Below are 23,909 nucleotides of genomic sequence, written 5' to 3'. Positions count from 1 at the left end.
CACTTTAAAACAGGAATTTTCGAGTGCGCACGACCATGGCGCTGGCGCAAGCACGCCATCCATACCATCGTGTACCGGATGTTTTTGAGCGAATGTCTCCAAGCGCGGCGACAGCCGGGTTCGGATCGATACACTAAAGTCTGTTGTTTTCGTTTGTCTTTTCAGGAAAATTTGGCTGCACTTTTCCTGAAGAAAATCTAGACGCCAAAATTAGGCGCCAAAACTAGATGAGAGCGCGCGGCTCGCAGATGTGAAAACGCCGATTAAACCATGCGACGGGCGTTGTGTCCCGCTCGACTGTCGATACATCGACAATTCGACCGATCAGCAATTGATGATCGCCTTCCGACTGGGCCCGCTCAAGGGCACAGTGAAAACACGTGTCGAATTCACTCAGAATCGGCACGCCGGAGGGTGATAATTTAAAATCGATATCGCTGAACTTGTCTGCACGGCTGGACGCAAAGCGCATAGCAATATCCTGCTGCGGCTCAGCAACGACATGGACCGCGAAATGCCCATGGTCCAGGATGGCGGACAGCGTTGTGGAACTTTGCGCCAAACCAAGCATGACGAGAGGGGGCGCGAATGACAAAGAGGTGAAACTGCTCACAGTTGCACCGACCATTTCACCGCCACAACCCTGGCTCGTCACAATGACAACACCAGATGGAAGTTGGCCAAACGCGATCTTCAGATTATCAATATCAGGAAAATTTGCTGCTGATCCCTCCTCCGGATCATGCAGCTTCGCCGAACTCGAAACCATCGAATATCTCCTCCATATTCCTTAGAAGTATCTTAGCACTAAGATAACTTTCGTCAATTGAAAATGTTTGGAGGGGTCGCGTTCTTATGGCGCATTGCGTGAAGCGCCCGAAAACATTAAGAAGTTTAGGACGTCAGAAAATGACGTGTGTTCGTCATGAGATAAAAGTGAAGCGCAATGCCACAAGCCGAAGGATTGTTTTCGGACCTCATCAGCCAATGGGAAAAGGACTTCCCGGGAGAAGACAGCAGTCCCATCGCGATTGCCATGAGGCTTCGGCATCTCTACCTCCTGGACCAGGCCTCCCTGGAAGAGGTGCTGGTGGCATTCGATATCGGCATTGGGGAAGTCGATGTTCTCACCCATCTTCGGCATCAGTCCCCACCCTACCGTTTGCGGCCAAGCGATCTTGCCGAGCTTTGCATGGTCACGACCGGGGCGATAACAGGCCGCATCACCAGATTGGAAGACAAAGGGTTCGTCGAGCGCGTCCCGTCTCTGTCAGATAAACGGACGGTCTATGTGCAAATGACCGAAAGCGGTGAAAAACTGTTGCGAGAGACCCGGGTTCAGGTGGCCAGGTCCTCGCATTTTCTGGACGGCATTCGCAGCCTTTCCGTGCCTGAACGCGCCCGCTTGGACCGGCTTCTTGCCAAATTGATCCAGGTTCTGTGACGCCCATCCTGTAACAATGGACATCAGCGCAGACGGAAATCCGATCAGGACGGCAGGATCCTGAAGTCGGCTCCTTCCGGCAAAAGTTGCCCCCCATCGACAACGATGGTCGTGCCGGTCACGTAGCTCGCGTCATCAGAGGCGAGGAACAGGAAGGCATTGGCAACATCCCGAGGGGACCCAAGACGCGCGAGCGGGATTGCATCCTCCATATTCTTGATGAAGGCGGCGCTTCGATGCAGTTGAATAGCCTCTGTCATGATGTTGCCCGGTTCGACGCCGTTGACATTGATGCCATAGGACGAGAACTCCAGCGCCGCCGAGCGAATGAACCCGTTGATACCAGCCTTGCTTGCCGCATAATGGCCATGGCCCGGACTGGTAACATGCGGGCCGGTGATCGACGATGTAAAGAGGATGCGCCCTGCCCCTTGCGTCTTCATCGGCGTAAGCGCTGCGCGCGCGGCATTGAAACAGCCACGCAGATTGACGGCCATCACCTGATCCCAATCATCCGGACTGGTATGTTCGATCAATTGCCAGGGATAGATGCCGGCATTCTGGACGATGATATCGATCCGCCCATGGCGTTCAACGGTGAACTCCACGGCGGCAACCGCGTCTTCCATCCTGGCGATATCGGTGCGGATAAAATCGATGCCGAGTTCGTCGGCTGCGGCCTTGCCTTCCTCCGCATTGAAATCGGCCAGCACGAGTTTCGCGCCCTCCTCTTTGAAGCGCACGGCAATCGCCTTGCCGATACCACGCGATGCACCAATCACCAGTGCGACCTTGTCTTTCAATCTGTCTGTCATGCGAGCCTCTGGCGGAGCCTTTGTTTGAACGTATCGAGAAGAACGGCTGCGAGCACCAGGAAACCATGAATGACCTGGGTGTAATTCGCCGGCAGCCCCATCAGGTTGATGGCTGTATTGATGGAAGAGAGCAGCAACACCCCGGCATAGACGCCCGGCAGAGCGCCGACGCCGCCCTTGAGGCTGACACCGCCAATCACCACCGCTGCAAAAGCATTGAACAGCAGACCGACACCGAGATTGGCCGTCGCACCCGATGTGCGAACGGCCAGCAGCCAGCCGGCAAGACCGGCAATAGCACCTGCCATGACGAAGGCGATGATCAGATTGCGGGTGACGCGAATGCCAGCCCGAAAGGTTGCCGTCTCATTGCCGCCGATCATCACCAGATGACGGCCAAACGGCGTCCTTGCCATCATCACCGAAAAGATCAGAAAGCAGGCGATAGCGATCCAGGCTGTCATGGGGATGCCGAGAAAGCGCTCGATGGCGAACCAGCGGATGGCTGGGGCGAGATCCTGGGCCGAACGTCCGCCGGAAACGGCCAGCACGATGCCGCGCACCCAGATGAAGGAGGCGAGTGTGATGATGAAAGCGCTCATCTTCAGTTTGACGACGAGAACGCCGTTAATAAGGCCGATCAATCCGCCGATGGCGCAGGCCACCAGCAGCGAGACAGGCACCATCAACCACTCGGGCGAAAGCTTGATGCCAAGGCCGATGCCTGCCGAGCAGAACAGAATGCCGACCGCCATGGCCGACAGTGCTGCGACCGACTCGACGGACAGATCCATATGGCCGGTGATGATCACCAGGGCGAGACCAATCGACATCACCCCCAATACGCTCGAAGCTTCGATGATATTGGTGAAGATACCGATCTGGAAATAGTTCGGGATCAGCGCCGAGAACATCGCCAGCACGAGGATGAGCATGAACCAGACGAGATTGTCGAGGACGAATTCAAGAGTTTTTCGTGTATGAGGCATCATGCGGCAAATCCGGATTGGAGAAGGGGAATCCGGGGCCATCAGGCCCCGGAATGAAGGCCGTTCACTCGACGGATTTGATCGCAGCTGTCGGCGGCTTCAGATTGCCCCAGAAGGATGGGTTATCGACATTCTCCTTGGTGATGGCCGAGCCAGGGATCTTGATGTTCGGTCCCCAGGTTTCCATGGTCACGACGCTCTTCAGCCCAAGCACGTCATAGTCTCCGGCCTTGATCGGCTTTTTGCCGACGACATTGTCCATGAACATCGCAATGGCCGCGGCCTGTGCATAAAGCGGTTGCTCGACTTCGACATTCAGCCAGCCCTTACGGATCAGGTCGAGGCCAACGGGCGCACCGTTGGAACTCATCAACATCACGTCGCCCGGCTTCTTGCCGGCAGCCTCAAGCGAGGCAACGGCAGCGACCGAGAGATGGGCGGCATGCAGGAAGATCAGATCGATGTCAGGATTGGCGAGCATTTGGTCGGAAACGATTGTTCCGGCGGCACTGGCTTCCCACTGCAAGGCGGGTACCGATATGATTTTGACGCCGGGGAAGGCCTTCAATTTCTCCTCGAAACCCTTCTGGATATCGAGTGTGTAGGGATCGCCGGGATCGCCGAGAACCTGAAGGATCTTACCCTTCACATCGCCATATTTGCCCTTGAGCAAGCTGATCGCGTGGTCACCGGCGATATGGCCAATCTCGACTGTCCCCGCAACCGAGGTGAAATCCGAGGGTGTCGATGTGATCTGCCGGTCGAATTCAACGACGGGAATGCCTGCTGCGCGCGCAGCCTCAATCGACGGCTTGAGCGCGTTGAAATCTACTGCGGCAAGGATGATGGCCGCAGGTTTCAGTGCAATCACGTCATTCATCTGCGATTGCTGGGCATCTGTCTTGTTGTCAGCGTTGAGTGTTTTCATCTCATAGCCGACCTGCCCCAGGAACATGCTCAGCGCGTTCACCGAGCCGGTCTGAAATTCATCCAGCAAGGTCGGAACGAGGTAATAAACCATCCCTTTCGTTTGGGCGGCAGCCGATGTCCACGCCGCAAGGTTGAGCATCAGAATGCCCAGCAAGACTGTTAATAGTCGTTTCATTGGTTTCTCTCCAGTTCACCGGACCCCTTTTCATTTTTATTGGCTCACCGGTCCGGCTCCGGCGAGGGTTTGCCCTGTGATCATTTCGATCACTGCATCCGGGCTTGTCTGGCTTCGCTCCACATCTCCGGCAACAACGCCGTGGCGGATAACGACAATGCGATCTGCGACCTGAAAGGCCTGCTGCATGATATGGGTGATGATGACGACACCGATGCCCTGGCTGGCGACATGACGGATCATGTCCAGCCCACGCCGGGTCTGTTCGACACCAAGTGCTGCAAAGGGTTCGTCGAGCAAGACCAGCTTGCCACCCCAATGCACGAAGCGGTTGAGCTCGATGGCCTGGCGTTGGCCGCCGGACAGATGTTCGACCTTGGTGCGCATGGAGGGAATACGGGTGCCGGCGCTGGCCAGCGCCTTGGCGGTAATGTCTTCCATGGCGCGTTCATCCAGAAAGGGAATGCCCGCCACCTTGCGGGTCAGCTCGCGGCCCATGAAGAAATTGCCGACCACATCGACATTGGTGCAGAGCGACAGATCCTGGTAGACGGTTTCGATACCGGCACCCTTGGCCTCGGCGGGCGTCTTTGCCTGAAAAGGCTCGCCTTCAAACAGCATGCGTCCCGAGGTCGGCTGCAAGCCGCCCGAAATGATTTTCACCAGTGTCGATTTTCCCGCACCATTATCCCCGAGCAGGGCCACGACTTCGCCCTTGCCGATGGAGAAACTGATGCCCTTCAAGGCTTCGATTGCGCCGAAATTCATGCGGATATCGTCGAGGACGAGGAGTTTTTCGGTCATACGGCAATCCCTTTCTCTGAGGTTTCAAACATCTGACCGAAGCGCGGCGACAGAACACCGAAGACCGCGAGGGCCGCAGCCCCTCGCAGCGCCGAGCGCTGACAGTCGCTGGCGACAACAACCCGTGGAACGGTGCGATTGGTGCGGGCGGAAATCGAGTTGGTGAGACCGTCGCTCAGCGTTGCCAGCCGTTCAATCAGGGACTGCGGCGCAAGTCCGCCCAGCACGATGGTTTCCGGGTCGAACAGGTTCTCGATCGTGCGGACAGCGCTGCGGAAAATCGGCGCAATCGCATCGACCCAATCGTCCTCAGACAAACCACTTCTTTTGAATGCATCGAGCGACAGATAGCGCTCTAGGCAGCCGCGATTGCCGCAATGACACAGTTCACCATCGGGAATGGCGGCGATATGGCCGATTTCACCGGCATTGCCCCAGGCTCCCCGCATGACGACGCCGTCATGCATCATGGCGCCACCCAGACCGACGCTGAAGAACAGATAGAAATAATCCGAGAACTGTTGTCCAAGACCATAAAGCTGCTCGCCCAAAGCAGCCGCTGCCATGTCGTTCTCCATGAAGGCTGGCAGACCCGTCGCATCGGCAAGCCGCTGACGGATATCGACATTCTTCCAGCCCGCCATGGTGGTCGGCCCAACGAAGCTCATGGAGTCCACATCGAACGGTCCAGGCAGCGCCAAACCGGCACCGAGCAACCGCCCTTGGCGTGGGCTTGTCTTCAGGTCTGCGACCATGTCGCCGATCAGGGCAAAAGCCTCGTCCGGCATGGCATTCGGCGCTGGGCGCTGCCGGCTTTCGACCACGTCACCACGAAGATTGACGAGTGCCGCCTCAATGCCGAGCGGTGTGAGGTGAATGCCGACAGCATGCCCGCCTTCCGGGTTGATGGTCAGTGCTGAAGGCGGAATGCCGCGCCCCTTCGGTTTTTCCCGTACCGAAAGCAGAAGCCCCTGATCCTCAAGTTCGCGCACAATGGTGGACACGGTCTGGACCGTCAGGCCAACCCGTTCGGCAACATCGCCGCGTGTTGTCGGCCCGTGCAGCCGGATCGATTCCAAAACGATCCGCCGATTAAACGGCCTTCCCGATTCTTGATTGGTGCCACGCAAAGCCATGTCGAAAGCCCCCTGGATGACAGAAGAGTGACACCGGTCTTTTATTTAGTCAAATGGTTTTCAAAAAAGAATTGCGCTATTTCGATGGGTGAGAGGTGAGTTATTACGGGAGCGTCAAAAGGAGAAAGCTGGCTCATGGGTTATCGCTGCGCGCGTCGAGCGCATCGCGCAAGCCATCGCCAATGAAGTTGAAGCTGGTGACCGCAAGCGTGATGGCGACACCCGGTACGATGGCAAGCCAGGGCGCGCTTCCCAGATATTGCTGCGCGCTGTTGAGCATATTGCCCCAGCTGGGCAAGGGCGGCTGGATGCCATAGCCGAGGAAGCTGACATAGGCTTCGAGCAGGATGGCACGGGCCACCGTCAGCGTGGCGGCAACGATGATTGGGCCGACCGCATTGGGCAAAAGCTCGTGGATCATGATATGGGTGTTGCGCAGCCCCAGCATTCGGGCGGCCATAACGAAATCGCGCTCGCGCAGCGAACGCACCTCCGCTTCCACGATCCGGGCAACTTCCATCCAGCATGTCACCGCGATGATAACAGTGATCATCAAAGGGCTTGGCCTGATAAAGGCAGCAAGTGCCAGCAGCAGAAAGATCGACGGAAAGGACAGGAAGGCATCGACGAAGCGCATCAGCACCGTGCCAATCAATCCACCGCGATACCCCGCGACAACACCGACGACGGCACCGATCGCCGTGGACATCAGCATGGCGAAGAAGCCGATCAGCAGCGAAATACGCCCGGCATTGAACAGTCGCGCGGCGATGTCACGCCCCAGCGGATCAGTGCCGAAGATGTGGGCGCCGGTCAGGGGCGGCGCAAAGCGGGCGCGCAGATCGATAAACAACTCGTCATAGGGCAAAAGAGAGGGACCGACTGCGCAGGCAAAGATCAACAGCGTGATCATCACAAGGCCGACAAGGGCGAGTTTGTGACGAAAGAACCGGCGCGCGACGCGGCTCCGCCACCAGCGCGAAGGCCGCGCGGGCGGGACCGGAGACGGAATAGCAATGGACATGGGCTTCTCCTTCGGTTCGCGATAGGGTTTCGTCAACCGAGCCGAATGCGGGGATCGACGAATGCGACAAGAAGATCGGCGGCAAGGCTGCCGATCAGTGCGAAGACGGCTGTAAACATCAGCAGGCCCATCACAACCGGGTAGTCATGATAGCCGAGGCTGTCGAGAAACAGCCGCCCCATACCCGGCCAGGTAAACACCGTCTCGGTGACGAGCGCCCCGCCCAGCACGATGGGAAGCTGCATGCCGGCAAGCGTGATCATCGGCAGCAACGCATTGCCAACGACATGTTTCATCAGCACGCGGCGGGGGGAGACGCCCTTGGCCTTGGCAGTGCGCACAAAATCCTGGTTGATCACCTCCAGCGTGGCAGACCGCATATAGCGGCTCCACACGGCGATATCGACCAGCGCCAGAACAAGGCTCGGCATGACCAGATGGATTGCATAATCGGACAGGGAGCCATTGCCGATCGTATACATGTTGCCCGCGGGCAGCCATTTCAGCTTCAAGGCGAACACATAGATCGCTACGAGGCCAAACCAGAACGTCGGGATGGAGAGTGCCACCATTGCCCCGACAGTCGCCGCATAATCAAACATGGAATAGCGGCGGGTGGCGCCCTTGATGCCGATCCACACCCCGAGAATGACGGCAATGACTGTCGATGTTCCCATCAAAAGCAGGGTGGCGAAGAAATGGCTTGATATGATCGATAGGACCGGCTGCTGATCGCGGTAGGATTTCCCCCAGTCGCCTTGCAGCAACCGCCAGACCCAATCGAGATACTGGATGGGCAGAGGCCGGTCGAGACCCATCTGATGGGCGATCCGGTCCATCGCCTCACGCGTCATGCCCGGCGTCAGCGCATATTGCGACAGCGGGCCGCCGGGCGCGAGATTGAGAATGGCAAATCCGATGATCGAAACCAACAGCAGCAAAACGAGGCTCTGCATCAGCCGGTTAAAAAGATAGGAGAGCATAGGCAGGCTCCGCTTCATGGGTGAACGGGCTCAGGCATGCCGGACGCCGAGGCGTCCGGCGCACTACAGCGCCGTGCGCCCTATATGGCGCACAAAGGTTCGCTGTAGCTGCTTATATTCGTTGCATAATTCTCTCTTTAAACCGATTCCGGATAAAGAATTATGCAACATGTCGTCAGGCCCAGCGCCAGGTGGCGACGTTCCAGGTGTCGATACGCACATTCACGTTGGGCGTCACGTTCTCGACGCCCTGCTTGTGGCCGCGCACGGTCGCATACTGGAACATTGGCAGAAGCGGCAGTTCCTTGCGCATGATCTCCTGAATCTTCAGGTAAACGGCCTTGCGCTCTTCTGGAACGAACAATTCGCCGCCCTTGGTGAGCAAGTCGTCTACTTGCTGGTTGGAAAACTGCCAGGTGTTCTGGCCAGAACCGCCCTTGGCCGGGATGGCCGTAGACCGGAAAAAATTGGAGGTGTCAGGATCGGACCCCGTCAGGAAATCCAGGCCAACGATGACGGCATCAAACTTCGACAGCGTCCAGTAATCGCCCCACATCACCGCTGGCGGCAGGTTGGAAATGGTCATTTCCACGCCGATATCCTTAAAGGACTGTTGCAGGAATTGCTGGACCTGTTCGCGGATATGGTTGCCCGCCGTCGTTGAACAGGTGAAGGACAGTTTAACCCCGCCCTTGGCACGAATGCCGTCGCCACCGGCCACCCAGCCGGCATCATCCAGCAGCTTCTTGGCCTTGGCGATGTCATATTCATGCTTCGGCAGGTCCGGATTGAAGTAGAAGGACTGTTGCGGCACATAGCTTTCGGTGGGGGTCGGCAGGCCGTAATAGAGCGCTTCGATAATCGACTGCTTGTCGATGGCGGCATACAGCGCTTCGCGCACCGCCGCTTCCTTGAACTGCGGGCGCTCCATATTGAAGGTGAAGGATTCAACCGTCGAACCCGGCACGACATTGACCACCTTGCCATCAAGTCCCTTGGCTTCCTCGTAGTGATCGGGCGTGATCCATTGGAGGCCGACCACATCGATGTCACCCGTCTTGAACTGGGTGTACATGACATTCAGATCGGGAACGTATTTGTAAATCAGCTTTTCGACATAGGGGCCATCGCCAAAATAGTCCGGGTTGGCAGCCAGCAGGATATGATCTCCGGCGACCCGCTCAGCCCATTTGAACGGACCGGTGCCAACCGGCGCGGTGTTGAACGGCGCATTGTTCGGATCGGCGTTGGCCGACAGAAGATGTTTCGGCGTGATGAAGGTCGAGGCCAGAATGGATGGATAGGGCGCGAAGGGCTTGTCCATCCGCCAGGTGATTTCCGTGGGCGATACGACAGTCAGGTCACGGACGAATTCATGGCCGGTTTTACGCCAACTGCGGAAATTGGCATCGACCAGCAGTTCGAGCGTTGCCTTGACGTCTTCAGCAGTGAACGGCTTGCCGTCATGCCATGTCACGCCATCGCGCAGCTTGACCTTCCACTTCAGGCCATCGGCTGAGATGCCGCCGTTTTCGACGCTCGGCACTTCCACGGCCAGCCCCGGCACGAATTTTCCAGCAGCATCAACGCTGAACAGCGTATCGAATATGCTGAAATGAATGCCTTCATCCACTTCGATATGAGGCATATGCGGATTGAAAACCGTCGGCTCCTGCGAAAAGCCGACAGTCAGCTGTCCCTTGATCGATTTGGTCGCGGCACTGGCCGCGCGAATGCCTATCAACTCCGAGAGGGGCAGCCCCGAGATTGGCAGCCCCGAGAGAAGCACGCCGGACGCTCCAAGCGCCATGAGGCCAAGCGTCTGGCGACGCGTGGGATGCGGTATCGAATTGCGTTCCTTATCGGACATTGCATGTTCCCTTTTTTCTGGTGGTTATCGACCTTCATCCTGCTCGCTCTCTGCCGGAGCGATTTAATATGGCAAACCATTGAAAATGGTGCGCCGTATTGCATTTTCGAATATCTCAAGCCTCTGATGCATTTGAGATATTCGAAGTATGAAGGCGAGGATGCGTGAGCATCTTCGAAGCCTTCGCATAAGCCATGTCGCATTCAAAAGCCGCTGATCAGTTCGATTTTCGAGCCATCGCTGAAGCGGCTGAACCGGAAGTCCTTGCGATCGACGATCGGGTTGCGTCCCGTGACGATATCGGCCATCAGCCGACCGGCAGCCGGTCCGATGCCGAAACCATGGCCGGAAAAGCCGGTGGCGACGTGAAAGCCGGGAATGGCATCGATGGCATCGATAACCGGAATGGCATCGGGCGTCACATCGATCATGCCGGCCCAGCGCTGCGAAATCTCCGCCTTTTCGAAGATGGGGAAAGCCTTCTTGAGCTGGGCCAGCGCGCCGTCGGTCATCGCCTTAGACGGCACCGGGTCCAGTACGCGATTGTATTCGAACGGAGACGCCTCATCGAGCGACCAACGGCGCGGAATGCGCCACTCATCAAAGAATCGCCCCGTCAGCCGCAAGTCGAGAGAGCGCCATTCGTGGCGCAGTGCGGGCAGGAAATTGCGCGCATAACGGAAAGAAGCCGGTACGATATCAACGATGTTCTGAAAGCCGTTGGCAATCGTGTAGCCACCATCCGACCGCTTGCGAATGGCAAATCCATTCGACCAGATCGCCTCCTCCGGTCCGCCCTCCAGCGGTTTAGTGCGCAGCACGGAATTCATCACCTTCAACTGCGGAAGGTCGAGGCCGTTATTGCCGCAGAACAGGTTGGACCATGCACCGCCCGCCAGAACGACGGAGTGACAAGCGATCTCGCCGCGCTCCGTCACCACACCCGACACCTTGCCACCGGAAAGCTGAAGACCGCGCACCGCGCATTCGGTGAGGATGAAAGCGCCCCGGTCGCGGGCCGCCTCAGCAATGGCGGGTGCGGCCTTCTGTGGTTCGGCGCGGCAATCGCCCGCTGTGTAAAGCGCACCGGCAATGTTCATGTCGGAGCCTGGATATTTCTCCCGGAATTCCTTGGCACTCAGCATCCGACTTTCGATCTGGTAGCCGTCCAGATTGCTGTTCCAGCGCTCGTGTTCGGCAAATTCCTTCTCGGTGGCGCAGGTAAACACGATGCCCGAGCGCTTGAAGCCGGTTTCCCGGCCCGTGCGGCGGTTAAGATCGGCCCAGATGCGCAGCGACTCGGCCATCAGCGGCACTTCGCGCGGATCGCGCCTGGAAATCCGCACCCAACCCCAGTTACGACTGGACTGTTCGTGGCCGATGCCGCCTTTTTCGCAGAGCGCCACTCTCAATCCCTGATCGGCAAGTTCGAGCGCCGTGGATGTACCAATAATGCCGCCGCCGATAACAACGACATCCACGTAGCTCGGTAGTTCCGCATCCCCATGGACGGGAACGACATAGGGACCTGGCATGTCAGAAAAACTCCTTAAGCTGGCAGTTGTTGTTTCGGGTAAACCCGGTTCCACTTTTCCCTGACAAACTCTAGGGCAAGCCCTAAAGCCCCACGATGCGCCGATAGGTACGCCCAAGTACCGAGATCAGCATCTGATGTTCTTCGTCGGTAATATCGGGAAAGAAATCCCGCGATTGCTTCACGACGAGGGGACGAACACGTTTTGCCAGCGCAGCACCCTTGGGCGTAATGAACAGCCCCTGAGCACGGTTATCATCATCATCCGCCTCACGGCGCAGCAGTTCCTGCTCTTCCATCTGGTCGACCAGCCGCACCATGGCCGACCGGTCCTTGAGGATCAGTTGCGCGATGACAGAAGACCGGATGCCTGGATGGCTATCGACCAGCAACAGCGTGGTGATCTTGCCGGTCCCCTTGGCAACTTCGAGCTTACCAAGTTTCTGATCGAGATCGCGGGAAACCGCCATGTTGATCGTGCGGATGTAATAGCTGAGGACATTTTCCAGAACATCCAGTTCCACCGCCGCCATCTGGCCACCCCCTGCCCCACCGTCATCAACAAAAAACACTCCGCCGCAGAACTACTCAAGCGAAAGACACAATTAACCGATTTTCGGTTTACGCCCGAAAGCACAATTTTTTCAGTTTGTTGAGCGCCTGATATTGACGAAAGGACGTGGAACCATTCTATCGCCTACTCTTTTCTTGGCGGGATTGAACGCCCATTAATGGACATTTGCAACTATTTTTTTGAGATTGAAGATGCAAATTTACGCATCCCGCAATACCGCCCAAAATATAGCCGACCAGCAAGAAGACATGCCTATTCCTGCACGATTGGCAGGCAAGCGGACCTCGAGTGAAGACAAGACCCAAGGTCATTTTGAGCTGAGGCTGGGCCAGGCCAATATGGGCATTATGCCATCACGGCAGGCTCCCATTCGCTGCCGGGAATAGCCGAAACGAGTTGGCGGGTATAGTCATGGGTAGGATTGCGGAAAATCTGCGAGGGTGGTCCATATTCGACAATACGGCCCTTATACATCACCGCGATTTCATCGCAGATCTGACTGGCGACGCGCAGATCATGAGTGATAAAGGCCATGGCCAGTTTCATTTCCTGCTGGACTTCCGTCAGCAGTTGAAGGATCTGCGCCTGGATCGAAACATCGAGCGCCGAAACGGCTTCATCCGCAACGATCAGCATGGGATTGAACATCAATGCGCGGGCTATACCGATACGCTGCCGCTGGCCGCCTGAAAATTCATGCGGATACCGGTCATAGGCGCCTGCATCCAAGCCGACCCGCTCCAGAAGCCGCATTGCCCGTGTTCGCGCCTCGTGAATGGGCGTCGCCTGCGCCACCGGACCGACGGTCAAGATGCGGCCGATGGTCTGGCGCGGATTGAGGGAGGCGAAAGGGTCCTGAAAAATCATCTGGATATAGGGCCGCATCGGGCGGAAGGCCTCTTCCGACAGGGGTGCAATATCGCTGCCACCGAAGAGGATTTCGCCGGAATCGCTGTTCATCAGCTTGACGAGAAGACGCCCAAGCGATGATTTCCCCGATCCGGATTCCCCGACAATACCCAGCGTCCGGCCTTTGGCGATCGTAAACGAGACATCATCGACCGCCTTGATCACGCGTCCTTTCGACAGGAAGCCTGAACCTGTGCCATAGGTCTTGCAGAGATTGCGGGCCTCCAGAACAACAGGCGTATCTCCCTCATTGTCGCGGTCGGTGGCGCGCATCCGTGGCACGGCGGCTATCAGCCTTTGCGTATAGGGATGATCAGGGTTTTTCAGCACCACGGATGCCGGCCCTTGTTCGACGACATGCCCCTTTTCCATGACAATCACACGGTCGGCAATCTCGGCCACCACCCCGAAATCATGGGTGATGAACATCACACTCATCTGCTTGCGGCGTTGGATAGACGCGATCAGTTCAAGGATCTGCGCCTGTGTGGTCACGTCGAGGGCGGTGGTCGGCTCATCAGCGATCAATACTTTCGGTTCAAGCGCCAACGCCATGGCAATCATCACGCGCTGTCGTTGACCGCCGGACAATCGGAAGGGATATTGATGCTGCATCAGTTCCGGGTCCGGCAGCCCCACTTCGGTAATCAGCTCGAGAACGCGGACCCGGCGCTCCTGCTGCGTGCCAATGCCGTGAGCTTCCATGACCTCGGCGATCTGATCGCCCACGGTCATCAGGGGATTGAGTGCCGACAAAGGGTCTTGGAAAATCATCGAAACGACACGGCCACGCAACGCGCGCAAGGTGGCGTCATCTGCCCCCACCAGCTCCTGGCCCTCCAGCATAATGCTGCCGGATACAATGTGGAGAGACTGTGCGAGAAGTCCCATCGTGGCATTGGCCGTCACGGATTTACCCGAGCCGGACTCGCCGATAATGCAGAGAATTTCTCCAGCCTTCAGGTCGAAGGACATATCTTCCACCGCATATCGGCGGTCCATGCCCGGAGGCAAGCCGACAGTCAATCTTCGTACGGACAGCAGCTTTCCTGCCTTGCTAGCATCGTCTTGAACAGAATTCGGCATGAGTTTCCCCTTATTGTTCCACTTGACGCTCTTTTGAAAACAGCGATGCAAGAAAGGTGCCGTAACGCCGCAAGGGTCGCCAATCCGTTACAAAAGGCTATGCGCCAAGACCCAATGGCCAGGCGAAACCGCCTCATAGGGATCGCCGTCGCCATGAGTAGGCAGCGCGACTGGCACATGTCGCTCACCGCTGCGGCGGCGGCCAAGGCGCGGAACGGCTTCCAATAAGCTCTTCGTATAAGGATGCCGGGCATGTTCAACGATCGCTTCGACCGGGCCATATTCCACGATACGACCATGATGCATCACGGCGACCCGGTCGCAGAGATGCGCGACGACGGCCATGTCATGGGAGATAAACAGGTAGGATAGAAAATTCTCTTTCTGCAAATCAGCCAGCAGATCGAGAATCTGGGCCTGAATACTGACATCGAGGGCAGAAACGGGTTCATCGGCAATCACCACCTGCGGCCCTGGCGCAAGCGCACGGGCAATGGCGATACGTTGACGCTGGCCACCGGAAAACTCATGCGGATAGCGATCCGCATAGTCCCGCTTGAGCCCGACTTTCTCCAGAAGATCCGCAACGCTCTCGCCGATCTCTTTCCAATTGGCGACACCGGTGGCGTAGATCCCCTCCCCGATCTGGCGACCGATCTTCAGTCTGGGATTGAGGGAGGAATACGGGTCCTGGAAGATCATCTGACAATGGCGAAACGCCTCACGGCGCAAGGGCGCTGAAAGACCGGCAATATCGGTCCCGCCGATGCGGATCGTGCCTTTATCAGCGGTTTCAAGCCCCACGGCGATACGGCCCAGCGTCGATTTACCGGAGCCGCTTTCGCCGATCACCCCGAGCGTTTCGCCGCGCCCGAGACTGAGAGACACACCGTTGAGCGCCCTCACCTCTCGCCCGTTCGCGGAAAATACCTTGCGGATATTCTCAAGGGCCAGGATTGGTTCTGTCGTCATCTGGCATTGGCCTTTGTCTTGTCGCGGCGCTGCCGCATCGCCCGTTCAACGGTCAGATGCGAGGCCAGTAACGCTTTGGTATAGTCATGCTGCGGCGCAGACAGAATTTGCGCGACCGGGCCGGCTTCAACGATGCGCCCGCCGCGCATGACCGCGACACGATCCGCCGTTTCGGCAACCACACCAATGTCATGGGTGATCAGCAGAATGCCTGACCCATGGCGCAGTTTGAGATCAACAAGCAGATCCAGCACCTGCGCCTGGACTGTCACGTCAAGCGCCGTGGTCGGCTCATCGGCAATCAGCACGCCGGGTTTCAGGGTCAGGGCAGCGGCAATCATCACACGCTGGCACATGCCGCCGGACAGTTGATGCGGATACTGACCGAGAATGCGCCGGGGTTCGGGAATACGGACATCCTCAAGCGCGGCAATGGCGTGCTCCAGTGCCAGACGACGCGCAATGCCCTTATGACGGATCAAGCCTTCGCTCATCTGGCGGCCTATGGTCAGGACCGGATTGAGCGACGTCATCGGCTCCTGGAAGATCATGCCGATTTTGGCACCACGCACATCTTCCATGTCCCGGCGCTGAAGCCCGGCAATATTCTGCCCATCGATCTCGATCGTGCCTGACATTATCGCCGCCTCGGGCAGAAGACGCATGATCGATAGCGACGTCATGCTCTTGCCGCTGCCGGATTCGCCGACAAGTGCGAGGATCTCTCCCCGGGCAAGGTCGAACCCGACACCATCGACAGCGGCGAACGGCCCTTGCCTGGTGGGGAAGGCAACCGTCAGATCGCGGACTCGCAGATAAGGTTGCGTCATGGCCTTGCCTTTCGGCGGGGGTCGATGAGGTCCCTGAGACTGTCACCGATCAAATTGAAGGAAAGAACGGTGAGGCAGATCGCCAATCCCGGAAAGATCAGGATCCACGGGGCTTTGGTGATATAATTGCGCCCCGAGGCAAGGATGGCTCCCCATTCCGGCGATGGCGGCTGGACCCCAAGCCCCAGAAACGAAAGCCCGGCGGCGGACAGGATGGCGGACGAAAATCCGAGTGTTGCCATAACGATCAGGCTTTGCACAATATTCGGCATGACATGAACGCGGACCAGCCGCGCGGACCGGGTGCCTGCAAGTCTGGCGGCATCAATATAGGGTTTTGCCCGCTCGGCAGCCGCAAGGCCATAGGCCACCCGCGCGTAAAACGGAACGAGGCTGATGGCAATTGCCAGCGTTGCGTTCTCTATTCCCGGACCGAGGAAAGCGACCAGCGCAAGGGCGATCAACGTATCGGGAAACGAATAGAGCACATCGATAAGCCGCAGAAGCAAGGCTTCGACAAGCCGCCCACCGAAAGCGGCGATCAGACCAATGAGACCGCCAATCACCAGACCGCTGACGACAGCGCTGAGGCCGATGCCAAGCGACAACCGTCCGCCGAGCAGCACGCGGCTGAAAAGGTCGCGGCCAAATTCGTCGGTTCCGAAAAGATGCGCTGCCGATGGAGCCGACAACCGGGGGCCAGCCGCCATCCGCATCGGATCAAACGGAGCAATATAGGATGACAGCAGAGAGAGCAGCACGATGATAAGTGCAAGCGCCAGCCCTATCGTCACACTGACAGGCAATCTGCGAGAGAACATGCTGCGTTTTGCGATGCTGGTCATCTTTGCCTCATGCGGGGATCAAGAAAGCCGTAGAGAATGTCGATCAGCATCGAAACAATGACAACCGAACTGGCGAAGACAACAATGAAGCCCTGGATCATCGGATAGTCACGCTCCAGCATGGCCTGGACGGCCAGGCGGCCGATGCCATTCCACGAAAACACGTTCTCGATGATCACCTGACCGCCGAGGAGGTAGGCAAAGACCAGCCCGACCACCGTGACGATACTGATCAGCGCCGGCTTCAGGGCATGAACCAAAAGCACCTGATACTCACGAAGCCCGCGCGCGCGGGCCGTGCGGATATAGTCCTCGGCCAGGACCTCGACGAGGGCGGAGCGCGTCATGCGCGCCACCAGGGCGCAGTAGGTCAGACCCAGTGTCAGGGCTGGTAGGATAATGTTGCGCAAACCCGAGCCTGCGACTGGCAACCAGCCGAGCTTGAGCGAAAACACCTGGATCATGATCAGTCCCAGCCAGAAACCGGGGATGGAGACACCCAGCACCGCAATCACCATGACCGCCGTATCGGTTAGTTTGCCGCGATGGATTGCCGCCAGAAAGCCGAGCGGTATGCCGATGGCAAGCGCAACGCCGAGCCCTGAAACCGCCAGAGCAAAGGTGTTTGGCAGCCGCTGGAGAAGCAACCTTGCGACAGGTTCGTTGCCGCGGATCGTCATGCCGAGATCACCCTGGAAAACGTGCCAGGTATAGAGCCCCACCTGCTGCCAGACTGGCAGGTCGAGCCCCAGCTTGGCCCGCATTTGCGCCATCGCTTCCGGACTTGCGGTCACGGATTGCGCCATCATCGCAGTGACCGGATCGCCAGGGACGATATGGATGAGTATGCCCGACAGGATAATGACAGACACAACCGTCGCCAAGGCAATGAGCAGCCGTTTGAAAATGAGAACAAGCATTGGAACCCGTTTGTATCGGAAGGCTGCCCCGGCCTACAGCGCCGTGCGCCCTATATGGCGCACAAAAGTTCGCTGTAGCACTTAATATCTGCTGCATAATTTTCTCTTTAAACCGATTCCGGTTTAAAGAATTATGCAGTAGCCGGAGCAGCTGTTCCTTATTATGGCTTGACGCTCACGTCGTTGAAAAGCAGCGAGACCATGAAGCCCATCTTGAAGCCATCGACTTTCGAGGTCGATGCCATCAGCCAGCCCCAACCAGGCGACAGCAGCGGGATCGCATAGGCATTCTGCATCAGATATTTTTCAATATCATGGATCTTGGCGGCCCGTGCATCACCTGAAAGCTTGCGCTGCTCGTCCAACATGCCATCGAGGTCGGCATTGATGCCCATATTGACAAAGCCGGGACGTTTCCAAAGGAAAGTGAGGTAGTCCGGATCGACGCCCGACATGCCCATGGTCCAGACGGCAGGTTCGCCATCGGTGCGTTCGTTGACGCCCTTCATATAGTCGAAATAGGCGGCCACTTCGCGGGTCTCGATCTCGGCCTGAACGCCGATGGCCGCCAGATCCTGCTGCATGATCTGGTGCATCTGGTCCCAGCCCGGCAGCTTGTGAACGAGAAGCTTCACCTTCAGCGGTTTTTCCGGCGTATAGCCCGCCTTGGCCATCAAAGCCTTGGCGGCTTCGGGGTCATATTTGACGCCCCAGGTGGCGCAAAGCGCCTCATCCGTCGAGAACAGGTTCGGTGCCACAGGGCAATTGGCGGTGTTGACGAGGCCTTCAAAGGCAATCGACGCATAGGCGTCGCGGTTCATTGCCATGCCGATCGCCTTGCGGATATCCGGATTGTCGAGCGGCTTGATCTTCCAGGTGAAGGCGGCCAGCATTTGCTGGCCGGACAGCTCGGCTGCGTAGACCTTGAAATTGCTGTCGGCCTTCAGGTCGGCGGCTTCTTCCAGAGACGGCTCGACCATATCGACCTCGCCAGAGCGCAGAGCGGCCATTCTGGCCACCGCTTCCGGGATGACTTTGAAGGTCAGCTTGTCGATATGCGGCTTGCCGGGGTTTTCGATGAGAGGGTTGGCGTTCTGGTAATCGGCATTTGCCTCCAGCTGGATGCTGTCATTGCGGGTCCAGTTGACGAATTTGAACGGGCCGGTGCCAATCGGCTTGAATTCCTTGGCCGACGCCGAGGACGGGCAGATAAAACCCGCCTGGATGCTGGTGAGGAAGGAGGTGAAGGGACCATAGGGTTCGGACAGAGTGACCTTCAGCACCTTGCCCTCGACGCTGCTTTTGGTGATCGGACCCCATGCCGACAGGTTCGGATTGACGGTGGCGGGATCGAGCGCACGGTCGAGGCTCGCCTTGGCCGCAGCGGCATCAAACGTGCTGCCATCGTGGCACTTGATGCCGTCGCGGATGGTAAAATCGTAGGATTTGCCGTCCGGCGCCATCGTCCAGGCACTGGCCAGGCCGGGATGGACGGAACCGTCCTTGGCCATCGTCAGCAATGTATCGAAGATCAGGTTGGTAATCTGCAAGGACTGTGTCGTGCTTGCCTTTTGCGGATCGAGGCCATCGGCATCGACAGAGCGCGCAACAGTCAGCTCGGCAGCGCTGGCTGAAAACCCGGTGAGAGCTGCGGTAAGTACGACCACGGCAGCGCAGCTGCGGGCAAGCGGGGATTTGTCTGGTTTGTGGTTCATGCGTCGTTCCCTTTGTTTTGTATTTTTATGCGTTTCAGTTTCAAGCGACCGAAATCTGCGGTCGCTGATTGCTCCATGGACGAGCCGCCTCCAACTGCGCAGCAAGTCTGAACAACAGACCTTCGCCAGTCGGTGCAGCCGCAAACTGAACACCAATCGGCAGGCCTTCGTCGTTCCAGACGAGCGGCACCGACATGGCCGGTGATCCATTGACGTTGAAGATATGCGTATAAGGCATCCACGACAGATAAAACGCATAGTGTCCGCGCATCGAGGTCGATGCGGGGAAAGCCTCATGCGGAAGCGGTGGCTGGGCAAGCGTTGGCGACAGGAAGAGATCGAAGGTTTCGAATGTCGAGGAAACGGCTGAGGCCACCTCATGCAGGCGCGTCGAGGCGATATTGACATCGACCGCGCTGATGCAGTTTCCAGCCTCAATCATGTCCCACAGCATCTGCGGAAAATCGTCTTGTGTCAGTTTGCGCCCCAGAACGCTCTCTTCAAGGCGCATGTCGGTTGCGTATTCGGCGAGAATATATGTCTCGAAAGCATCCCAGCCATCATCCGGCAAGTCGATATCGAAAGCCTCGCAATGATGACCCAGGCTTTCAAGCAGCTTGACGGTCTCGGCGACCGCAGCCCTGCAATCAGCATGGGTTTCTGCGCCGTAGGGCGCCCTGGTCGAAACGGCAATTCTCAGCTTGCCGGGATCGCGTCCCACCTCGGCTGCGAATTGCCCGCCTGCGGGACTGTTGAAGAATTGCCCTCTATACGGTCCGGCGGTCGCATCGAGAAGGGCGGCGCTGTCGCGGACGGAGCGGGTCAGCGCATGTTCCACCAGCATGCCCTGCCAGGTGCTTCCCGCTGGCGCAACCGGATTTCGGCCCCGGCTCGGCTTCATGCCGAAACATCCACAGACGGACGATGGCACACGGATCGAACCGCCGCCGTCATTGCCGTGCCCCATCGGCACGATGCCCGCGGCAACTGCCGCTGCGGTGCCACCGCTGGACGTCCCCGCCGTGCGACCCGGATTCCATGGATTATTGGTGACGCCATGCGCCCGCGAACGGGTCGTCCAGTCCATGGCGAGCTCCGGCACAGCCGTCTTGGCAAAAGTGACAAGCCCCGCCTTTTTGTAGCGACGCACCAATTCGCTGTCTTGCTGCGGTGTGACAGAAGCGCGAGGTGGCCATCCGGCCCCCGTTGGCTGTCCGGCGTAATGCGCGGTCAGGTCCTTCAGAACGAAAGGGACGCCTTTGAACGGGCCATCCTTCAGCTCTTCCTTTATGAAGCGGCGGGCTTCGTCTTCGAATGTCGCAACGATGGCATTCAATGCGGGATTGATCGCCGCCACGCCGGCAAGCGCGGTTTCCAGCAGTTCGGTTGGCTGAACCTCACCTTTGGCAACAAGCTCTGCCAATCCAGTTGCATCATAGGTTCGATATTCGCTTAACTGCAATTTTCCGGTCTCCAATGGCGAAGTTGCCTAAAAATACGGCCAGCACTTATTTTTGGCATGATCCCGAAGGGTGAGATGCTAAAATTTTCCAATCTCACCCTAAAGAGTGATAGGCTCGGCGAACTCTACGATTTTCAGGGGGGGACCTGTGCAACGTACGCGCCTTTTAAACAGACGATCTGTGCCGCCCAGCGCCTCGACAGGGCTGATCGACCGTCCGCGCCTGACGCGACTGTCGCAGCTTCTCACCAAACACCGGCTGGCGTTCGTCCATGCCCCGGCTGGCTCCGGCAAGACCACGCTTCTGGCCCAATGGCATAGGGGCCTGTCGGATGCCGGGTTTTCGACCGTCTGGTATTCGGCAAGCGAAGACGACAAGGACCCGTTCAGTTTCGCCGAGGGCCTGCTCCAGGCACTTCAGCAATCGCTCAGTGATCATCGCGACCCTCTGCCCTCCCTTGATCGCGCCGACGCGCTACAACGCTTAACGGCTCTACTCACGGATCAATCCATCCGCCAGCCGCTGGCCTTGTTTATCGACGATTACCATTTGGCCGAAGGCGGCGATGGCGGCGAGGCGATCAATACGATCCTCGCCAGCCGCTTGCCGAGCCTGACCGTCGTGCTCGCCAGCCGCAACCGGCCTGCCATACCCGTTGGCAGATACCGGGCCAATGGCGAGATGATCGACATTGCCGTGGAAGACCTGCATTTCAGTGAGGAGGAGACCGAGGCGTTTTTCCGCACCGCCTCCAATGTCGCCTTGACGGCAGACGAAAGCCGACAGATGCATGATCATACCGAGGGTTGGGCGGTCGGCCTGCGGCTGGCAGCCCTGGTCACAGGGCGAGCGACGGGCAATTTCGTCGCCGCTGCGCCATCTGGAAGCCATCGTGCATTTGCCGACTATTTCCTGGAGGAAGTGATTGCCGGACTGCCTGCCGAGATTTGCGACTTCCTCGCCAAAACCTCCCTCTTGGAAACGTTGAATGCCGACCTTTGCAACGCCGTGACCGGTCGGCGTGACGGGGACCGGATGCTGGCCTTCCTGGAGCAAAGCCAATTGTTTGTCGTTGAGCTTCCGGGAACCCAGCGGTGGTACAAGTATCATCATCTGTTCCAGGAGTTTCTGCAAACCCGCCTTTATGGCGATGACCGGCCTGCTGTCGAAGACATTCACGCCCGCGCCGCGCAATGGTTCATCGACAATGGGTCGCCCGTCGATGCCGTCCGTCATGCCTTTCTGGCGCGCCAGTCCAAATGGGCGGCGGAATTAATCGAAACCTACTGCCTGTACGACTATCTCAGCCATGGCCGTTTCGACACCTATTCCCGCTGGATGCAGCAGCTGCCCCGAGAGGCCCGCGAGGAAAGGCCGCTGCTGCTTTTCCTGCACGTGTGGCGATCCATCAACATGCGCCGCTTCTTGCAAGCCGAGCAAACCCTTCAGACAATAGAGGCTGCAGCCAGCGACCCGAATAGCCCTGTATCCCTCATCGCCGCACGAACGGGTCTCGATCTCAGCGGACGGCTCCATCTCATGCGGGCGCTTATCGGTGCCTATGGCGGTGATTTCACAGTCGGAAGCTTTCACCTCTCCCAACTGGCCGGAAAAGAGCTTGACCGGCTGGCTTTTGGACAGGTCGATCTCGATTCCATTCACAGCTATTTCGCCTTCAATCTGGGCAAGCTGGACCTGGCGGAACGGCTGACATGGCGGGCAAACGGCGTCTATGATGATATGGCCTGCCATTGGGGCGGAATTCATTCCCGCTGCATAGCCGCCATGTCCTATCTCGCCCGTGCGCTGTTTCAGGAAGCCCGGCATGTGACTGTCGAAGCGCTGGCGATTGCCGAACAGCATTTCGGCGAACACTCCTATATGGTCGCGCTGCCCTCAGCGCTTTTGGGACTGATTGCCTATGACGACAACGACCTTGAAAAGGCCGAGCGCCTGTGGCGACGGGCTATCCCGGCGGAAAAGGCAACGGATGTGTCCGGGCTTTGCGAACGCATCCTGATTGCCACAACCGGTCTCGTGCGGCTTCTCGATATAACCGGCCGGGTTGAGGAAGCAACGGCGCTTCTCGTTCGCGCCAGCAGGAGAGCCTACGAGGCGGAAGATTTTCGCCTGGAATTCCAGCTTGGTATCGAGCGGGCCGACCGGGCCTTTCGTCTCAACAGCCCCGCAGAGGGCCGCCGCGAATGGGAACGGCTGTCCCTGCAATTGCCCGAGGCGCGCAACCGGTTTCCCTCTTCGGCCTGGCAGATATGGGACCCATTTCGCATCGTTGAGGCCAGAATCCTGGTCAATGCCGGACAGATCGATGCGGCGGCGGAAAAGCTTCGAGCGCTTGCCACAGGGGCACGGCAGGAAGGCCGCGTTCTGATGGCGCGACAGGCAGAGGCGCTCGCCACGGCCATCTCACCCGGCCATGAGACCGAGGGGACGCAGCCTGCGGATCTTGAGGATGACACCATGGCGACGCGGCGCATCTTACGTGATTTCGTTTCACCCGTTGCCGCATCGCCGAACCCCGGTGGAGGGCAAAAGCAGGAGGCCCGGCTCAGCCTGCGTGGCTCCCTCACCGAGTTGACACAGCGGGAGGACGACGTCCTGCAATTGATGCGGTGGGGGCTTTCCAACAGCGAAATCGCCACCAGGCTCGATATCAATTTAAATACCGTGAAATCGCACGCCAAGAACATTTTCGCCAAGCTCGGTGTAAAAAGCCGAACCCAAGCTGTTCTGAAAACCCTCGAATAGCCGTCGAGAGTGTTCTGAGGTGTGCTTGGGTCCCATGCAAGCAAAGGAGGAACCACGCAAAGGCAACGTCTTGGGAACCGAAACTTCCCAATTACCAAGTCAGCAACTGGCATAGAAAATGCTTT

The 23,909-nt window shown here is 58.1% G+C and carries 20 protein-coding genes; 2 read left to right on the top strand and 18 right to left on the bottom strand.

Going from position 1 to position 23,909, the window contains the following annotated elements; all coding sequences use genetic code 11:
• Positions 1 to 223 precede the first annotated feature (223 nt).
• Positions 224 to 769: a flavin reductase family protein gene (locus tag FS819_RS19855; protein ID WP_156547331.1), complete on the bottom strand. Its 546-nt coding sequence runs from the start codon at positions 767 to 769 to the stop codon at positions 224 to 226.
• A 177-nt stretch (positions 770 to 946) separates the two neighbouring features.
• Here FS819_RS19855 and FS819_RS19850 point away from each other — a divergent pair, with 177 nt between their 5' ends.
• Positions 947 to 1,444, top strand: coding sequence for a MarR family winged helix-turn-helix transcriptional regulator (locus FS819_RS19850; protein WP_156547330.1), 498 nt, complete (start codon positions 947 to 949; stop codon positions 1,442 to 1,444).
• 44 nt (positions 1,445 to 1,488) lie between these two features.
• On the opposite strand, the gene FS819_RS19845 is transcribed toward FS819_RS19850, so the two are convergent.
• The 17 genes from FS819_RS19845 to FS819_RS19765 form a co-directional block, all read right to left on the bottom strand.
• Complete coding sequence (locus FS819_RS19845) at positions 1,489 to 2,259, bottom strand: SDR family NAD(P)-dependent oxidoreductase (RefSeq protein ID WP_156547329.1); 771 nt, start codon at positions 2,257 to 2,259, stop codon at positions 1,489 to 1,491.
• Positions 2,256 to 3,251: an ABC transporter permease gene (locus tag FS819_RS19840; RefSeq protein ID WP_156547328.1), complete on the bottom strand. Its 996-nt coding sequence runs from the start codon at positions 3,249 to 3,251 to the stop codon at positions 2,256 to 2,258. The genes FS819_RS19845 and FS819_RS19840 overlap by 4 nt, the downstream gene beginning before the upstream one ends.
• Before the next feature lie 61 nt (positions 3,252 to 3,312).
• Positions 3,313 to 4,353, bottom strand: coding sequence for a sugar ABC transporter substrate-binding protein (locus FS819_RS19835; protein ID WP_156547327.1), 1,041 nt, complete (start codon positions 4,351 to 4,353; stop codon positions 3,313 to 3,315).
• A gap of 36 nt (positions 4,354 to 4,389) precedes the next feature.
• On the bottom strand, positions 4,390 to 5,157 hold the full coding sequence (locus tag FS819_RS19830; RefSeq protein WP_156547326.1) for an ATP-binding cassette domain-containing protein: 768 nt from the start codon (positions 5,155 to 5,157) through the stop codon (positions 4,390 to 4,392).
• On the bottom strand, positions 5,154 to 6,293 hold the full coding sequence (locus FS819_RS19825) for an ROK family transcriptional regulator (RefSeq protein ID WP_156547325.1): 1,140 nt from the start codon (positions 6,291 to 6,293) through the stop codon (positions 5,154 to 5,156). The genes FS819_RS19830 and FS819_RS19825 overlap by 4 nt, the downstream gene beginning before the upstream one ends.
• 133 nt (positions 6,294 to 6,426) lie before the next feature.
• Complete coding sequence (locus FS819_RS19820; RefSeq protein ID WP_156547324.1) at positions 6,427 to 7,317, bottom strand: ABC transporter permease; 891 nt, start codon at positions 7,315 to 7,317, stop codon at positions 6,427 to 6,429.
• A gap of 32 nt (positions 7,318 to 7,349) precedes the next feature.
• A complete protein-coding gene (locus FS819_RS19815; RefSeq protein ID WP_060717215.1) occupies positions 7,350 to 8,300 on the bottom strand; it encodes an ABC transporter permease in 951 nt (316 codons plus the stop codon).
• A gap of 175 nt (positions 8,301 to 8,475) precedes the next feature.
• Positions 8,476 to 10,170 carry a peptide ABC transporter substrate-binding protein gene (locus FS819_RS19810; protein WP_156547323.1) on the bottom strand — a complete coding sequence of 565 codons (1,695 nt, stop codon included), beginning with the start codon at positions 10,168 to 10,170 and terminating at the stop codon, positions 8,476 to 8,478.
• A gap of 203 nt (positions 10,171 to 10,373) precedes the next feature.
• Positions 10,374 to 11,705 carry an NAD(P)/FAD-dependent oxidoreductase gene (locus tag FS819_RS19805; protein WP_156547322.1) on the bottom strand — a complete coding sequence of 444 codons (1,332 nt, stop codon included), beginning with the start codon at positions 11,703 to 11,705 and terminating at the stop codon, positions 10,374 to 10,376.
• An 82-nt stretch (positions 11,706 to 11,787) separates the two neighbouring features.
• Positions 11,788 to 12,237 (bottom strand): MarR family winged helix-turn-helix transcriptional regulator, encoded by a 450-nt coding sequence (locus FS819_RS19800; protein WP_156547321.1) that lies wholly within the window; start codon positions 12,235 to 12,237, stop codon positions 11,788 to 11,790.
• A 386-nt stretch (positions 12,238 to 12,623) separates the two neighbouring features.
• On the bottom strand, positions 12,624 to 14,273 hold the full coding sequence (locus FS819_RS19795) for an ABC transporter ATP-binding protein (RefSeq protein WP_156547320.1): 1,650 nt from the start codon (positions 14,271 to 14,273) through the stop codon (positions 12,624 to 12,626).
• An 87-nt stretch (positions 14,274 to 14,360) separates the two neighbouring features.
• A complete protein-coding gene (locus tag FS819_RS19790; RefSeq protein WP_156547319.1) occupies positions 14,361 to 15,245 on the bottom strand; it encodes an ATP-binding cassette domain-containing protein in 885 nt (294 codons plus the stop codon).
• Complete coding sequence (locus FS819_RS19785; protein ID WP_234624472.1) at positions 15,242 to 16,075, bottom strand: ABC transporter ATP-binding protein; 834 nt, start codon at positions 16,073 to 16,075, stop codon at positions 15,242 to 15,244. The genes FS819_RS19790 and FS819_RS19785 overlap by 4 nt, the downstream gene beginning before the upstream one ends.
• Positions 16,072 to 16,920, bottom strand: a complete 849-nt coding sequence (locus FS819_RS19780; protein ID WP_156547317.1) for an ABC transporter permease — start codon at positions 16,918 to 16,920, stop codon at positions 16,072 to 16,074. The genes FS819_RS19785 and FS819_RS19780 overlap by 4 nt, the downstream gene beginning before the upstream one ends.
• The gene (locus FS819_RS19775) at positions 16,917 to 17,840 is read right to left on the bottom strand and encodes an ABC transporter permease (RefSeq protein ID WP_156547316.1); all 924 of its coding nucleotides are present in this window, start codon (positions 17,838 to 17,840) and stop codon (positions 16,917 to 16,919) included. Before FS819_RS19775 ends, FS819_RS19780 begins: the two co-directional genes overlap by 4 nt.
• A gap of 161 nt (positions 17,841 to 18,001) precedes the next feature.
• Positions 18,002 to 19,555: an ABC transporter substrate-binding protein gene (locus FS819_RS19770; RefSeq protein WP_156547315.1), complete on the bottom strand. Its 1,554-nt coding sequence runs from the start codon at positions 19,553 to 19,555 to the stop codon at positions 18,002 to 18,004.
• 40 nt (positions 19,556 to 19,595) lie between these two features.
• Positions 19,596 to 21,017 (bottom strand): amidase, encoded by a 1,422-nt coding sequence (locus tag FS819_RS19765; RefSeq protein ID WP_156547314.1) that lies wholly within the window; start codon positions 21,015 to 21,017, stop codon positions 19,596 to 19,598.
• Between the two features lie 181 nt (positions 21,018 to 21,198).
• Between FS819_RS19765 and FS819_RS19760 the strand changes: the two genes are divergently transcribed.
• Positions 21,199 to 23,784 (top strand): winged helix-turn-helix domain-containing protein, encoded by a 2,586-nt coding sequence (locus FS819_RS19760; RefSeq protein ID WP_156547313.1) that lies wholly within the window; start codon positions 21,199 to 21,201, stop codon positions 23,782 to 23,784.
• The last annotated feature ends 125 nt before the right edge of the window (positions 23,785 to 23,909 follow it).

Source organism: Allorhizobium sp. Av2 (assembly GCF_021462805.2).
Taxonomy (GTDB): Bacteria; Pseudomonadota; Alphaproteobacteria; order Rhizobiales; family Rhizobiaceae; genus Allorhizobium; species Allorhizobium vitis_G.
The sequence above is the reverse complement of the archived record's forward strand: the minus strand, read 5'-3'. Positions and strand labels throughout refer to the sequence as shown.